The 13,967-nt window shown below is 72.7% G+C and carries 11 protein-coding genes; 9 read left to right on the top strand and 2 right to left on the bottom strand.

The window, feature by feature from the left end:
• The first annotated feature begins 199 nt into the window (after positions 1-199).
• Positions 200-1,186: a hypothetical protein gene (locus tag WMF45_RS49855; RefSeq protein WP_437714368.1), complete on the top strand. Its 987-nt coding sequence runs from the start codon at positions 200-202 to the stop codon at positions 1,184-1,186.
• An 11-nt stretch (positions 1,187-1,197) separates the two neighbouring features.
• Complete coding sequence (gene nadE / locus WMF45_RS49850; protein WP_437714366.1) at positions 1,198-3,117, top strand: NAD(+) synthase; 1,920 nt, start codon at positions 1,198-1,200, stop codon at positions 3,115-3,117.
• 85 nt (positions 3,118-3,202) lie between these two features.
• Here the strand turns inward: nadE and add are convergent, their stop codons facing one another.
• The gene (add, locus tag WMF45_RS49845) at positions 3,203-4,396 is read right to left on the bottom strand and encodes an adenosine deaminase (RefSeq protein WP_437714364.1); all 1,194 of its coding nucleotides are present in this window, start codon (positions 4,394-4,396) and stop codon (positions 3,203-3,205) included.
• A 57-nt stretch (positions 4,397-4,453) separates the two neighbouring features.
• Positions 4,454-5,842 (bottom strand): vitamin K epoxide reductase family protein, encoded by a 1,389-nt coding sequence (locus WMF45_RS49840; RefSeq protein WP_437714362.1) that lies wholly within the window; start codon positions 5,840-5,842, stop codon positions 4,454-4,456.
• Positions 5,843-5,945: 103 nt separating this feature from the next.
• Between WMF45_RS49840 and rnr the strand changes: the two genes are divergently transcribed.
• The 7 genes from rnr (at position 5,946) to WMF45_RS49805 (ending at position 13,954) form a co-directional block, all read left to right on the top strand.
• Entirely contained in the window at positions 5,946-8,318 is a 2,373-nt protein-coding gene (rnr, locus tag WMF45_RS49835) for a ribonuclease R (protein WP_437714360.1), read from the top strand.
• Positions 8,319-8,540: 222 nt separating this feature from the next.
• Positions 8,541-9,023: an MSMEG_0572/Sll0783 family nitrogen starvation response protein gene (locus WMF45_RS49830; protein WP_012241614.1), complete on the top strand. Its 483-nt coding sequence runs from the start codon at positions 8,541-8,543 to the stop codon at positions 9,021-9,023.
• 14 nt (positions 9,024-9,037) lie between these two features.
• Positions 9,038-10,066 carry a Nit6803 family nitrilase gene (locus WMF45_RS49825; RefSeq protein WP_012241613.1) on the top strand — a complete coding sequence of 343 codons (1,029 nt, stop codon included), beginning with the start codon at positions 9,038-9,040 and terminating at the stop codon, positions 10,064-10,066.
• Positions 10,011-11,342 (top strand): MSMEG_0568 family radical SAM protein, encoded by a 1,332-nt coding sequence (locus WMF45_RS49820; RefSeq protein ID WP_437714358.1) that lies wholly within the window; start codon positions 10,011-10,013, stop codon positions 11,340-11,342. The genes WMF45_RS49825 and WMF45_RS49820 overlap by 56 nt, the downstream gene beginning before the upstream one ends.
• Positions 11,239-11,745 carry an MSMEG_0567/Sll0786 family nitrogen starvation N-acetyltransferase gene (locus WMF45_RS49815; protein WP_437714356.1) on the top strand — a complete coding sequence of 169 codons (507 nt, stop codon included), beginning with the start codon at positions 11,239-11,241 and terminating at the stop codon, positions 11,743-11,745. Before WMF45_RS49820 ends, WMF45_RS49815 begins: the two co-directional genes overlap by 104 nt.
• The gene (locus WMF45_RS49810; RefSeq protein WP_437714354.1) at positions 11,745-12,761 is read left to right on the top strand and encodes a sll0787 family AIR synthase-like protein; all 1,017 of its coding nucleotides are present in this window, start codon (positions 11,745-11,747) and stop codon (positions 12,759-12,761) included. Before WMF45_RS49815 ends, WMF45_RS49810 begins: the two co-directional genes overlap by 1 nt.
• On the top strand, positions 12,758-13,954 hold the full coding sequence (locus WMF45_RS49805) for an MSMEG_0565 family glycosyltransferase (RefSeq protein ID WP_437714352.1): 1,197 nt from the start codon (positions 12,758-12,760) through the stop codon (positions 13,952-13,954). Before WMF45_RS49810 ends, WMF45_RS49805 begins: the two co-directional genes overlap by 4 nt.
• The last annotated feature ends 13 nt before the right edge of the window (positions 13,955-13,967 follow it).

Genomic DNA, 13,967 nt, shown 5'->3' with positions numbered 1-13,967 from the left:
GCTCCGCGTCCGCGGCGTCGCGGGATACGGAGCCTTGCGGCGCGCACGAGCTCTGCGTGGACCGCGGGAGCGGCATCCTACTCCAGGTCCCGAGCCGAGGAAGAGGGATGGCCTCGCCGCAGCGAGGTGCGCGCCCAGGCCCCGTGGAGGTTTGCCCCGCTGGCAGGATCGGGTAGGTGCCGGTAACGTCGCTCGGGTGATGCCGTCCGTTCGCCAGGGGCTCCCCGCCGCGGTGCGCGCCTCGCCGCTGCGCCGCTCGCTGCTGCAGCTCGCCGTCATCGGCCTCGCCCTCCTCGCCGCCGCGTGCGGCTCCGCGTCGTCCGGAGCGCCGGTCAGCGTGGAGACGGCGCCGCCGCCGAAGCCGCGCAACGCGGCCGCGATCGCGCAGTCGATCGCCGGGGGGAAGGTCTCGGTGCTCGTCTACGGGGACAGGACCCGGGGACACCCCATCATGGCGCGGCTCGCGGCGCTCGATCTGTGGGGCCCCGTGCTCACCGGCACGGGGCTCGATCCGGAGCGGGACGTCGAGCGCGCCTTCGTCACCGCGCCGCGCGCGGACGCGGCCCACGAGGCGGTGGTCGTCGTCCAGCACAGCGTGCCGCCGGACAGGCTGGCGTCCGGCCTCGACGCGCTCCTCTCGCGCAGCCAGCCGCCAGGGGCCCGGGAGAGCGGGCTCGGCGTGCCGGCCGTGCGCGTGACCATCAAGGGGCACACGCGCGTCGTGGCGACCGTGGAGCCCGACTTCCTCGTGGTCTTGCCGGTCGCGCGGGCGCGCGAGGCGCGGCGCTTCCTGGGCACGGGAGGCTTCCCCGATCCGACAGGCGACGAGGCCGCGATCGCCGCGGCGATCGACCCGGCGCGGACGCTGAAGGGGCCGCGGGAGGCGCCCCGGGTGCCGCCCACCCTGAGATCGCTCGAGGCGACCGTGACGCTGACCAAGGACGGCGGCGCCACGGTCGCGCTCGACGGCGCGAGCGAGAGCCCCGAGCTCGCCGCCCGCGACGCGGCCTTCCTCAACGAGGAGATCGAGCGCGCGACCTCGTTCCGCATCGCCATCGTGACGGTCCGCGTCGTCGACCCGATCGTCTTCTCCGCCGAGGGGGACCGCGTGAAGTCGAACCGGCGCGTGACGCCCGGGGAGCTCGACAAGCTCTTCGGCCTGCTCAGCGCCGTGCTGCCGCGGTAGGCTGCCGCCCGATGCGACTCGTCAAGATCGGAATCGCCAACGTCAACGCGACCGTCGGCGCCGTCCGCTCGAACACCGACCGGTGCCTCTCGCTCGCCCGCGCGATGGCGCGCGACGACGTCACCCTGGCGGTCTTCCCGGAGCAGGTGATCGGCGGCTACGCGGCCGAGGACCTCGTGCAGTGGCCGGCGTTCGTCGCGAGCCAGCAGCGCGAGCTCCGCCGGTTCGCCGAGGAGACCGCGCAGCTCCGCACCGTGTTCGTCATCGGCGTGACCGTCGGCGTGGGGGGCGACCTCTTCAACGCCGGCGCCGTCGTCCACGCCGGCCGGGTGCTCGCCTTCTCCCCCAAGGAGAAGCTGCCGACCTACAACATCTTCTACGAGGCGCGGACGTTCTCGCGCGGCATGCCGTTCATGGAGCTCGACGCCGACGGCGTGCTCTGCGGCGATCGCGTCTACGCCTTCGATTTCGGCACGATCGCCGTCGAGGTGTGCGAGGACATCTGGTCGCCCGACGGCCCGATGCGGCGCCGCTGCTACGCCGGCGCCGAGATCGTGTGCAACATCTCGGCGTCGCCGTTCCGCGCCGGGGTGACGAGCACCCGGCGCGAGATGATCGCGACCCGCGCCTCGGACAACCAGTGCACGATCGCCTACGCGAACCTGGTCGGCGGCAACGACGGGCTCGTCTTCGACGGCGGCGGGTTCATCAACCAGAACGGCCGGCCGATGCTGGAGGCGCCGCGGTTCCGCGAGGGGTTCTCCGCGGCCGTCGTCGACCTCGACCGGACCACCCGCTGCCGCCGCGAGGCGAGCACCTGGCGCAGCGATCTCGAGGAGTTCCGCCGCGCCTCCGCCCGCATGGTGCAGGTCCTCCGGATCGACGGGGAGACCGCGGACCGCGCGCGCCTCGCCTACCCCGCCCCGCCGGCCGGCACGACGCCGTTCCTGCCCTCGGCGGCGCTGCCCGCGATCTCCGCGCGCGACGAGCTGCTCGACGATTTCTACGAGGCGCTCGCGCTCGGCGTCGCCGACTATTACCGCAAGATCGGCGCCTTCAAGAGCATCGGCCTCGCGCTCTCGGGCGGCCGCGACTCGCTCCTCACGCTGCTCGTCGCCTGGCGCGCGGTGCAGCTCATCCACCCGGGCCTCGAGGGCGCGGCGCTGCGCGAGCGGATGGGGGCGTCGCTCCACGCGTTCTTCATGCCATCCCGCTACTCCAGCGACGCCACGCACCGCGCCGCCGCGCAGATCGCCGACGATCTCGGAGTGTCGTTCGCGGTCATCCCGATCGAGGACGCGTTCCCCCGGGAGCTCGAGGCCGCCCAGGCGATGGTCGGCGAGGGCGGGCAGCTCACCGAGCTCACGAAGCAGAACGTGCAGGCGCGCATCCGCGGCGGGCGCATGTGGAACTGGGCGAACACGAGCGGCGCGCTGTTCCTGCAGACGGGGAACATGAGCGAGAAGGCGCTCGGCTACACCACGGTGGGCGGCGACCTGGAGGGGGCGTTCAGCGTCATCGCCAACCTGCCGAAGACGGTGGTCATCGCGCTGCTCGAGCGCCTCTCGCAGCGCTTCCGCTTCCAGGGCATCCAGCAGACGCTCGCCACCACCGCCGGGCCGGAACTCGCCGAGAACCAGTCGGGCGAGGCCGAGCTCATGCCGTTCGAGGTCCTCGACGCGTGCCTGCACCTCTACGGCGCCGAGAAGCTCGCCGCCGACGAGGTCGCGGCAGCCCTCCCGAGCCTGTTCCCGGACAAGGACCCCGCCGCGCTGCGGGCCTGGGCCGAGAAGTTCGCGACGCTGTTCTCGAGATCGATCTTCAAGTGGGTGCAGTCGCCGATCGCGATCCACCTCGGCTCGCTCGACCTCGACCGCGAGCGCGCGCTGCAGCTGCCCGTGGTGCAGCGGACCGAGTGGAAGGGCGGCTGAGCCCGACGCCAGGGCGCGGCCGCCGCCGTGCGCCGCGCGATCGGCGCTTCGATCCGCGGCGCGCGGCGCGTGGGCGGGCAACGCGTCAGTTGGCGGCCTTCTCGACGGAGGCCGGGGGCCCCTGCCTGCCGTCCTTGCCGTCCCTCGAGGCGATCTCTATCCCGTCGTGGCCGGCAGCCGCGCCAGGAGCCCCGGGCGCTGCCGCGGGGCGGATCGAGCCGTCCGCGGAGAAGCGCTCGAGATCCTCGGTGACGCGGCGGAGATAGGCCTGCTTGATGTGGAACGGCAGGAAGGCGCTCTTGAAGCCGGCCACGATGGTCGCCTTGATCTCCTTCAGCCCGAACCCCATCTTCGTGTGGCAGTGCCAGAGCTCGTGGGACACCGTCGTGTCGGTGACGAGCCGGTTGTCGGTGTTGACGGTCACGCGCAGGCCGAGGCTCTGGTAGAGCTTGAGCGGGTGCGAGGCGAGGTCGCGCACGGCGCCGGTCTGCACGTTCGACGACGGGCAGCACTCGAGCGGGATGCGATGATCGTTGATGTAGTGGAGCAGGTCGCCGTCCTCGCGCAGGCGGCAGCCGTGGCCGATCCGGTGCGCGCCGCAGACGTGGAGCGCCTGCGCGATCGACTCGGGGCCGTACGCCTCGCCGGCGTGGATGGTGCAGTTGATGTTGTTCTGCCGCACGAGCTGGAACGCGGCCTTGTGGTGCTTCGCCGGGTGGTCGTACTCGGCGCCGGCCAGGTCGAACCCGACGACGCCGCGGCCCTTGTACGCCACCGCGAGCTCCGCCATCTCCAGCGACGACTCCGACGAGATGTTGCGGATGCCGCAGACGATGACGTTGCTCTCGATGCCCAGCGCGTCGCGCGCCGTCCTGAGCCCGGAGAGCACCGCCTCGACCACGCTCGTGAGCCGCAGGCCGAGGCGGGTGTGCAGCATCGGCGAGTAGCGGACCTCCATGTAGCGCACGTTCTCGCGCGCGGCGTCCTCCGCGAGCTCGTAGGCGACGCGGTGGAGGGCCTCCTCGGTCTGCAGGACGCGCAGCGTGATGTCGAACGCCTTGAGGTACTCGACGAGCGAGCCGCAGTTCTGGCCCAGGTTCATCACCCTGCGCAGCTCCGCCGGCTCGTACGTGGGGAGCTCGACGTGGTGGGTGCGAGCGAGCTCGATGATCGTCTCGAGGCGCAGCGAGCCGTCGAGGTGGACGTGCAGATCGGTCTTGGGTAGTTGCCGGAAGAACTCCAGGGGGAGCTTGCCGGCTAGCTCGGGATGATCACTCATGAGCTATTCTGTCACCCGGCGACCGGCCGCGAAAGGCAGCGCGGGGCGCGACGTCGCTCACGATCGCTCTGGCGAGGACGACGAGGGCGCGGCGCCGCCCTCGTCCGCCACGCCGCGCGAGCGATCCCTTCCGCCCGCGAGCACGGCGACGGCGGCCACACCGAAGAGGGCGACGAAGAGCCACGGGAGCGGCAAGCTCATGTCGTCCCCGGCGGCCTCACGGCGCAGCGCATCGCGGATCCGCTCAGGGTTGTACGCCACCACGAGCCGCCGGCCGACGTAGGTCGTCGGGAGCCCGCGCGCCTCCATCCGCCCATACAGCGCGACGTCCGCGTCGATGGCGGCCTGGGTCTCGGGGGCGGCGAGGCAAGCCGCGAGCTCCGCGGCGGAGAGGCCGAGCGGCGAGAGGACGGACGCGACGCGCTCGTCCGTGAGCTTGCTGGGCGACGCGCTGTAGAGCAGCGCCGCGGCCTGCTCGCGCCTGTCCTCGGGCGTGCAGACGTAGGCCTTCGCGGCGGGGAGCGCGCCGGGGTGGATCGGGAGCGGCACCATCTTGCGCACGTGGCGCACCCTGTCGCCGTAGGGTTCCTCGATCTTGCTCAGCTCGGGGTGCAGCCTGCGACAGAAGGGACACTCGAAGTCGGTGAAGGCCACGATCGTGATCTTGCCCGGCTCCTGCAGCGCCGCGAGCTCCGGCGGGAGCGGCGGAATGACCGGGTGGCTGCCCCAGAGGAACGGCAGGCCGATCGCCGCCGCGGCGGCCGCGCCCCACACCGTGACGCCCAGCGACCCGCCCTGGGCAGCGCGCTCGAACGCCCCGGCCGGCATGCGCCACGCCTGCCGCGCGACGAGGGCAGACGTGACCGCCGCGGCGAAGGCCGCGAGATCGACCGCGATGCACCACGCGCAGAACGCGCCGATCACGAAGCTCTGGAGCCCGAGGAGCACCGCGGCGGCGAGGCCGCCGACCGCCGAGGCGGCCGCGATCGCGGCGTGGTGCCAGCGCGCCCGTGCGAGCAGCGAGGCGGTGAGGAGCGCGGTGAAGGCGGCGAGGCCGAGGTTCGGCAGCGGGACGCCGAGGAAGCGGCTGTACGGCGAGATCCTGACGGCGAAGCACCCCGACGTGACGCCACAGAACGCGGGATCGCCCGCGTTCTGGTACTCGACGACGAGCGCCGCGCTCGCCGCGATGGCGACGAAGAGCGCGAGCCGGAAGAGCGTGACGAGGAACCGGGCGCGCCCAGCCTGCCGCTCGTCGCTCAAGGACAGCGACGCAGGCGCCTCGGGGCTCGCCTGAGACGCCTCCGCGCGCCCAGACCGTCCGTCGCGTCCTTCGCGTCCCTCACGCCGGTCACCGGCCGGACGCACCGCGAAGACGTTGCCCCTGCCGGCGAGGGCGACGAGGAGCACCAGCGCGAGGAGCAGGGCGATCGAGTTCAGCAGCATCGGTCGTTGCGGGTGCGTTGCAGGTGGAGGAGGAGTGGGTTCGAGGCATACCGGACCCGGGCGGAGACAGCCAGCGCGAGGAGACTCGTGCTAGTCGAGTTTCATGCGTTCTTCATCTCGCGGAGATCCCCCGACGACCGGCTCCGGCGCGCGCCGCCGGGAGGCCGTGGTCGACCTGCTGTCCTCGTTCAAGCGGGCCCTGCACGCCAACGAGATCGCCGAGCGCCTCGGGGTCGAGCCGGGCCGCTACGCGAAGCTGCAGCGGCTGCTCGAGGAGCTGTCGCTGGAGGGCAGCATCGTCGCGCTCCCCGGGCAGCGCTTCCGCACGAGCCAGAAGCAGGTCGAGGCGCGCGGCGCCGAGCGCGAGGGGACGCTGACGGTGCACCCGCGCGGCTTCGGCTTCGTGGCGCTCGGAGGGGCGGCCGAGGACGTCTACATCTCGCCCGAGGCGATGGGCGGCGCGCTCCACGGCGACACCGTCGCCGTGCGCATCTCGACCCGCTCGCGGCGCGGCGTGGAGGGCGAGATCGTCCGGGTCGTCAAGCGGCGCCACGCGCGCGTGGCGGGCGTGCTGCGGCGGCGTGGCAGGAGCGCGTGGCTCGAGCCGGACGACGGGCGCGTCCGCGGGCCGATCGTGATCGTGCCGCGCGAGCCGGGTGGGCCGCTCGTCCCGCCCGACGCGGAGGACGGCGCCGCGGCGGTCGTGTCGATCGCCCGCTTCCCTGACCTGGCCGACGAGAACCCGGAGGGCGTGCTCGAGGCCGTGCTGGGGACGCCCGGCGACCCGAACGTGGAGGTCGCCAAGATCCTGGTGCGCGAGGGGATCGAGGAGGAGCACTCGCCCGAGGCGATCGCCGAGGCCGAGGCGTTCGGGGGCGAGGTGCCGGCCGAGGCGCTCGAGGGGCGCACGGACCTCACGCACCTGCCCATGCCGACGATCGACCCGGAGGACGCGCGCGACCACGACGACGCGGTGTGGGTGATCCGCGAGGAAGACGGCTCGTACCGCGCCTGGATCGCGATCGCCGACGTCTCGCACTACGTGCGGCCGGGCACCGCGCTCGACAAGGCGGCGCTCGCGCGGGGCAACTCGGTCTACCTGCCCGATCGCGCGATCCCGATGCTGCCGCGGGCGCTGTCATCGAACCTGTGCTCGCTGCTGCCGGGCGTGATCCGCCTCTGCCTGTGCGTCGAGGTCGAGCTCGACGCGACGGCGACGGTGCGGCGGGCCCGCGTCATCGAGGGGTACATCCGCTCGATCGCGAAGCTCACCTACCCCGGCGTGGCGCGCGCGCTCGGCTTCACCCCCGAGCCGCCGCGCAGCCCCGAGGCCGAGGCGCTCAGGAACGACCTTCAGGTGATGTGGGACCTCGCCCGGCTGCTCCGCGGCAAGCGGATGCGGCGGGGCGCGCTCGACCTCGACCTGCCCGAGGCGAAGGTGGTGCTCGACCCGAAGACGGGCGCGCCCGTCGACGTGCAGAAGCGCAGCCACGACCCCGGCGTGGCGAAGGCCTACCAGCTCATCGAGGAGATGATGCTCCTCGCGAACGAGACGTGCGCGCAGTTCGTCGTCGACCAGGGCATCCCCACGGTCTTCCGGTACCACGCGCCCCCGGACCAGGCGAAGCTCGAGCGCTTCGCGACGATGTGCGGCGAGCTCGGGCTCGCGTTCGATCCGGAGGACGCGGCCGACCCCAAGCGGCTGTCGGTGTTCCTGAAGAAGCTCGACGCGCACCCGCAGAAGCAGGTGCTGCACATGCTGCTGCTCCGCGCGATGAAGCAGGCTGTGTACGACGTCGCGAACGTGGGCCACTTCGGGCTCGCCTCGAGCGCGTACCTGCACTTCACCTCGCCCATCCGGCGGTACCCGGACATCACGGCGCACCGGGCCATACGCGCGGTGCTGCGCGGCGAGCGCGTCGACAGGAGCGAGGCGGCCACCGAGCGGCTGCGCGAGGCGGCCATCACGGCGTCGGAGCGCGAGCGAAAGGCGATGGAGGTGGAGCGCGAGGTGGTCGACCTGCACCGCGCGCTCCTCATGCGCTCCCGGCTCGGCGACACCTTCGAGGGCACCGTCACGGGCATCGTCGGAGGGGGCGTTTACGTCAACATCGAGGATCCCTTCGTCGACGTGCTCGTCCGCATGGAGTCGCTCGGCCCGGATCAGTACGAGATCGACGACGAGGGGCTTCGCGTCATCGGCCGCCGCTCGGGGGACCGGATCGCGATCGGCGACGCGATGCTCGTGCAGATCGAGGACGTGGCCATCCTCCGGCGCGCCGTCTATGGCCGGCGCCTCGCCGGCGAGCCGGCGGCGGACGAGGCGAAGCCGCGCCGGCCGCGGCGCGACGCGGCGGACGCACGGCCCCCCCGTCGTGTCAAGATCAGCAAGAGCACCAAGCCCCTGAAGGGCATTAAGACCAGCAAGCGTACCAAGGGCGGCAAGAGCGCCAAGGTGCGAAAGAAGCAGCGGTAGCAGCCCGCCCGAGGGCTCGATTCTCTGCAGGCTTTGCGCTCGACCGCACGAGCGCGCAGCGCCTTCCCAGCCACGCTCGTTCTCGCGGACAAACGCGCGAAACCTCGTCGAAATCGTCGAGATGCCCCGGCCCGCTCATAAAGAGAGAGGGCTCCTGCATTTTCCTTGCGTCCAGAAAACCACTATGTTCTCAACTAACTCATTCTAGGAGAGAGGTAACCAATGCCCAAGCCGACGTATCCCGCCTACAACGCTGGTGACTTCCTGGTCGATTACGAGGAGAAGGTCTTCGAAGACGTCAAGGCGAAGCCGGGAGAGAAGGCGCTGGTTACCTTTCACACGGTGGCCTTCGAAGGGTCGATCGGCCTCGTCAACGTGCTGACGGCGATCCGCCTGCAACGTAAGGGGTTTGAGACATCCATCCTGCTCTATGGGCCGGGCGTCACCCTGGGGCTCCAGCGCGGCTTCCCCAAGCTCGGCAGCGAGGCGTTCTCCGGGCACCTCGCGGTGAACCAGCAGATCGGCCGGTTCATGGAGGAGGGCGGCAAGGTGTACGCCTGCCGGTTCGCGCTGCAGGCGCTCTATGGCCACGGCGAGCACGCGCTGATCCCGGGCATCAAGCCCATCAGCCCGCTCGACGTGCTCGACATCCAGCTGATCCACCGCCGGGACAACGCGTTCATGGTCCACTCCTGGACGCTCTGATCCGAGCGCGGTCCATGGAGTTCAACCGCAAAGTCCGGGCGGCCGCGGTGCAGGCCAGTCCCGTCCTCGGCAGCCGGGACGGGACGACCGAGCGAGTCGTCGCCGCGATCGCCAGGGCCGCGAAGGAAGGCGCCGAGCTGTGCGTCTTCCCCGAGGCGTTCGTCCCGTATTACCCGTACTTCTCCTTCGTGCTCCCGCCGCCCGCCATGGGGAAGGAGCACATGCGCCTTTACGACGAGGCGGTCACCGTCCCCGGCCCGGTGACCCGGGCCGTGGCGGCCGCCGCGCGCGCGCACGGGGTTGTCGTCGTGCTCGGCGTGAACGAGCGCGATCACGGGACGCTCTACAACGCGCAGCTCGTCTTCGACAGCGACGGCTCCCTGGTGCTCCACCGGCGCAAGATCACGCCGACCTACCATGAGCGCATGATCTGGGGGCAGGGCGACGGCTCGGGGCTCAGGACCGTGGACACCGCGGCCGGGAGGCTCGGGGCGCTGGCCTGCTGGGAGCACTACAACCCGCTCGCGCGGTTCGCGCTCATCGCGCAGCACGAGCAGATCCATTGCAGCCAGTTCCCCGGCTCCCTTGTCGGGCCCATCTTCGCCGAGCAGATGGAGGTGACGATCCGGCACCACGCGCTGGAGTCGGGCTGCTTCGTGGTGAACGCCACGGCCTTCCTGACGCCGGAGCAGGTCCGGGAGGTCGCTCCGAACGAGCAGATCCAGGGCGTGCTGCGCGGCGGGTGCATGACGGCGATCGTGACGCCCGAGGGCGTGCACGCGTGCCCGCCCGTGACCGACGGCGAGGGGATGGCCGTCGCGGAGCTCGATTTCGCCCTGATCACGAAGCGAAAGCGGATGATGGATGCGGCGGGGCACTACGCCCGGCCCGACTTGCTGCGGCTTTGGATGGATACGGCGGAGCGCTCGATAACGCTCGGCGCGGGCAGCCCCAAGGCCTCCTCCCTTGCCCCTGCGGCGGTGGACCATGGATACCCAGACGCTGATCACCGAGCTCCAGTCGTTCGGCCTGAGGCTGGCTGAATCCCCCGAGGGCGCCCCCGAAGCGGGCGCCGCGCCCCCGCCGGAGCCCGCCTCCGGCGAGGCCTCCGGCGAGGGCGACGGCCGCCGCGCGGCGTGGACCTCGAGGCGCGGCGGCGCGGGGCCGACCCAGCACGTCGCGGCGACGCTGCGCGGGGCCACGGTGATGATCCCGATCCACACCGACCAGGCGGCGGCGTCGCCGTTCGTCGCGCGGCTCGGGCGCGACGGCGCGGGGACGGTGGAGCGGGACGGCCAGGCGCTCGCGCCCATCGCCCTCGTGAAGACGCCGCGCTTCTACGCCCTCTCGACGAAGGACGGCATCCCCTACCCGAAGATCGCGCTGCTGCACGGGGCGGACGTCCTCGCCTCGACGGTGCTCCAGACGTGCATCCGGTACGCGGAGCCCGAGAAGGCCTGCACCTTCTGCGCGATCGGGCAGTCGCTCGCGGCGGGGCGCACCACCGCGAAGAAGACGCCCGAGCAGCTCGGCGAGGTCGCCGAGGCGGCGGCGCGGCTCGACGGGGTGCGGCACGTGACGCTGACGACGGGCACGCCGCGGTCGGCGGATCGCGGCGCGGCGCACCTCGCCGACTGCGCGCGCGGCATCAAGGCGCGCGTCGATCTGCCGGTGCAGGCGCAGTGCGAGCCGCCCGACGATTTCGCCTGGTTCGAGCGGATGCGCGCGGCCGGCGTCGACAGCCTGGGCATGCACCTCGAGGCGGTCGAGGACGAGGTGCGCGCGGCCGCGATGCCGGGCAAGGCCGAGGTGAGCGTGGCCCGCTACTTCGAGGCGTTCGAGGCGGCCGTGCGCGTGTTCGGGCGCGGCCAGGTGTCGACGTACCTCATCGCGGGGCTCGGCGACTCCCTGGCGTCGCTGCTCGACGCGAGCGAGCGGCTCATCGCGCTGGGGGTCTATCCGTTCCTCGTCCCGCTCGTGCCCATCCCCGGGACGCCCGGGGCCGATCGCGCGCCGCCCTCGGGGGACTTCATGCGGGCGCTCTACGAGCACATCGGCCCGCTGCTCGCGCGGGCGGGGCTGCGCTCGACCGACGTGAAGGCGGGCTGCGCCCGCTGCGGCGCCTGCTCGGGGCTCTCGGGCTTCGAGGCAGAAGGCCGGCCCGCGGCGCGGCCGGGACCCGGCGCGACATGGACATCAACCTCGGAGAGCTCCGATGACGCCACGTTACAGCTTCGAGCTTGTGCAGAGCAGGGACACGTACCTCGAGTACCTCCGCTTGCGCCGGGCCATCTTCTGCGACGAGCAAGGGCTGTTTAAGACCACCGACGAGGACGACTGGGACGGCTCCGCGTTCCCGATCGCCGCCCTGGAGCACGGGGCGCCGGGGGACCCGCGGCTCGTCGGCACCGTGCGCATCTACGAGGCGGAGCCCGGCCTCTGGTACGGCGGCCGGCTCGGCGTCGAGCGCGCCCACCGCAAGCAGGGCGTGGTCGGCCGCGGCCTCGTCCACAAGGCGGTCACCACCGCCCACGGCTGGGGGTGCCGCCGGTTCCTCGCGCTCGTCCAGGCGGCCAACGTCCCGTTCTTCGAGGGCATCCACTGGCGCTCCCTCGAGGAGCGATCGCACCGCGAGCGGCCGCACCACCTGATGGAGGCCGACCTCGACAGCTACCCGCCGAGCGACGAGCCCCGCCCGCCGCCCGGGCAGAGGTTCCGCTGATGCTCGGCGGCATCGCGGCCGAGCTGCGCGGCGCGATCGGCGTCCTCGCGAAGCGGGACGTGCAGATCCCGGCGCGGTACCTGTCGGGCGCGGCCGGCGCGGCGCTCGCGGCCAGCGCGGGCGACGCGGCGGGCGCGGCCGGCTCCGTCGCGCTGCCCGCGGCGCTCGGCGACGACTGCGCGGCCATCCCCGACGGAGACGGCTACCTGCTCCTCGCCGCCGAGGGGATCTGGCCCGCGTTCCTCGAAGGGGACCCGCGGTTCGCCGGCTACAGCGCCGTGATGGTCAACGTCAGCGACGTCTACGCGATGGGCGGCCGCCCCATCGCCGTTGTCGACGTCGTCTGGGGGACCTCGGCCGGCGCGCTGGAGCCGATCTGGGAGGGCATGGTCGCCGCGTCGCGCGCCTACGGCGTGCCGATCGTTGGAGGGCATACGAGCGCGCGCAGCCCGTACAACGCCCTCGCCGTGGCCATCGCGGGCCGGGCGCGGCGGCTCATCACGAGCTTCGCGGCGCGCCCCGGCGACGTGCTCGTCGCGGCGATCGATCTGCGCGGCGAGATGCACGCGGAGCACCCGTTCTGGAACGCCTCGACGGGCGCGGACCCGGCGCGGCTGCGCGGGGACCTCGAGGTCCTGCCCGCCCTCGCCGAGGCGGGCCTGTGCGACGCGGGCAAGGACATCAGCATGGGCGGCGTCGCGGGGACGCTGCTCATGCTCCTGGAGACGTCCGGCGCCGGCGCGGTGCTCGATCTGGAGGCCGTCCCGCGGCCGCGCGACGTCCCGCTCGCGCGCTGGCTGCTCGCGTTCCCGAGCTACGGCTTCCTGCTCAGCGTGCGACCCGGGGTCGCCGGCGACGTGCTCTCGGCGTTCGCGCGGCGGGGCATCGCGAGCGCGACGGTCGGCGCCGTCGACGGCTCGCGCCGGCTCACCCTCCAGGCCGCCGGCGAGCGGCAGACGCTCTGGGACCTCTCCGCAGAGCCGCTCACCGGGCTCGCGCGCGAGGGCGCGCGATGAGCGCCCGCGCTGCCTCGGGCGCGCCGCTCTCGGTCGCGCTCCTCACCTACTCGACCAAGCCGCGCGGCGGCGTCGTGCACACGGTCGAGCTCGCGGAGGCGCTCCACGACCTCGGCGTCTCGGTCTGCATCTACGCGCTGAACAAGGACCAGGGCGGCTTCTACCGCGCGCCGCGCTGCCCCTCCGTCCTCGTGCCCGCCGGGCCCCCGCCGGCGGGGATCGACGCGGTCGTGAAGCAGCGCATCGCGGAGTTCGAGGACGGGCTGCGCCGCCTCGGGGCGCGGCACGACGTCTGGCACTCCCAGGATTGCATCAGCGCGAACGCGCTCGCGGCGCTGCGCGCCGAGGGGCGCGTCCCCCACTTCCTCCGGACGGTGCACCACCTCGACGACTACGACAGCCCGTACCTGCGCGCCTGCCAGGACCGCTCCGTGCGCGAGGCCGACGCGTGCCTCGTGGTCAGCGAGGCGTGGAGGAAGGCGCTCCGGGCCGAGCACGGCGTCGACGCGGCGATCGTCCCGAACGGCGTGAGCCTGCGCCGCTACACGGCCACGCCCGACGAGCGGGACGCGGCGCTGCGCGCGCGCCTCGGCGCGACCGGATCGCCGCTCTACGTGACCGTGGGCGGCGTCGAGCCGCGCAAGAACTCGATCGGCCTGCTCAAGGCGTTCCTGTCGGTGCGGAAGCGGCTGCCCGGAGCCCAGCTCCTCATCGCCGGCGGAGAGACGCTGTTCGACTACGAACCTTACCAGCGCGAGTTCGAGGCGATCGCGCGCGAAGGCGGCGTATGGCCCTCGCCCGCGGGCGCGTCGCCGCCGCCGCTCGTCCTCGCGGGCGTGCTCGCCGACGCGCTGATCCCGCCGCTCTATCGGCTGGCCGACGCGTTCGTCTTTCCGTCCGTCCGAGAGGGGTTCGGGCTCGTCCTGCTGGAGGCGATGGCCTCGGGGGCGCCGGTGGTGAGCTCTGCGCAACCTCCCTTCACCGAGTTCCTCGCCGACGGGGAGAGCGCGCTGCTCGTCGATCCCTCGAGAACAGACGATCTCGCCGGCGCAATGGAGGCTATCCTGGACGAGGGCGTGAGGCGGCGCCTCCGCGCCGCGGGGCTCGAGACCGCGGCCCGGTACACGTGGGATCGTTCGGCCCGCATCGCGGCCGGCGTGTACCGCGAGTTCCTTGGATCCCGCCAAACGTAGGACAAGCGAGCGA

Origin of the sequence: Sorangium sp. So ce448, assembly GCF_051520915.1 — a bacterium.
Lineage (GTDB): Bacteria > Myxococcota_A > Polyangia > Polyangiales > Polyangiaceae > Sorangium > Sorangium cellulosum_B.
The sequence above is the reverse complement of the archived record's forward strand: the minus strand, read 5'-3'. Positions and strand labels throughout refer to the sequence as shown.

Bases quoted from the DNA above. Each gene is read 5' to 3' on its own strand.
- WMF45_RS49820 (WP_437714358.1), top strand. From the start codon at position 10,011: ATGGATACCCAGACGCTGATCACCGAGCTCCAGTCGTTCGGCCTGAGG.
- WMF45_RS49855 (WP_437714368.1), top strand. From the start codon at position 200: ATGCCGTCCGTTCGCCAGGGGCTCCCCGCCGCGGTGCGCGCCTCGCCG.
- WMF45_RS49810 (WP_437714354.1), top strand. From the start codon at position 11,745: ATGCTCGGCGGCATCGCGGCCGAGCTGCGCGGCGCGATCGGCGTCCTC.
- WMF45_RS49825 (WP_012241613.1), top strand. From the start codon at position 9,038: ATGGAGTTCAACCGCAAAGTCCGGGCGGCCGCGGTGCAGGCCAGTCCC.
- rnr (WP_437714360.1), top strand. From the start codon at position 5,946: ATGCGTTCTTCATCTCGCGGAGATCCCCCGACGACCGGCTCCGGCGCG.
- WMF45_RS49815 (WP_437714356.1), top strand. From the start codon at position 11,239: ATGACGCCACGTTACAGCTTCGAGCTTGTGCAGAGCAGGGACACGTAC.
- nadE (WP_437714366.1), top strand. From the start codon at position 1,198: ATGCGACTCGTCAAGATCGGAATCGCCAACGTCAACGCGACCGTCGGC.
- WMF45_RS49830 (WP_012241614.1), top strand. From the start codon at position 8,541: ATGCCCAAGCCGACGTATCCCGCCTACAACGCTGGTGACTTCCTGGTC.
- add (WP_437714364.1), bottom strand. From the start codon at position 4,396: ATGAGTGATCATCCCGAGCTAGCCGGCAAGCTCCCCCTGGAGTTCTTC.
- WMF45_RS49840 (WP_437714362.1), bottom strand. From the start codon at position 5,842: ATGCTGCTGAACTCGATCGCCCTGCTCCTCGCGCTGGTGCTCCTCGTC.
- WMF45_RS49805 (WP_437714352.1), top strand. From the start codon at position 12,758: ATGAGCGCCCGCGCTGCCTCGGGCGCGCCGCTCTCGGTCGCGCTCCTC.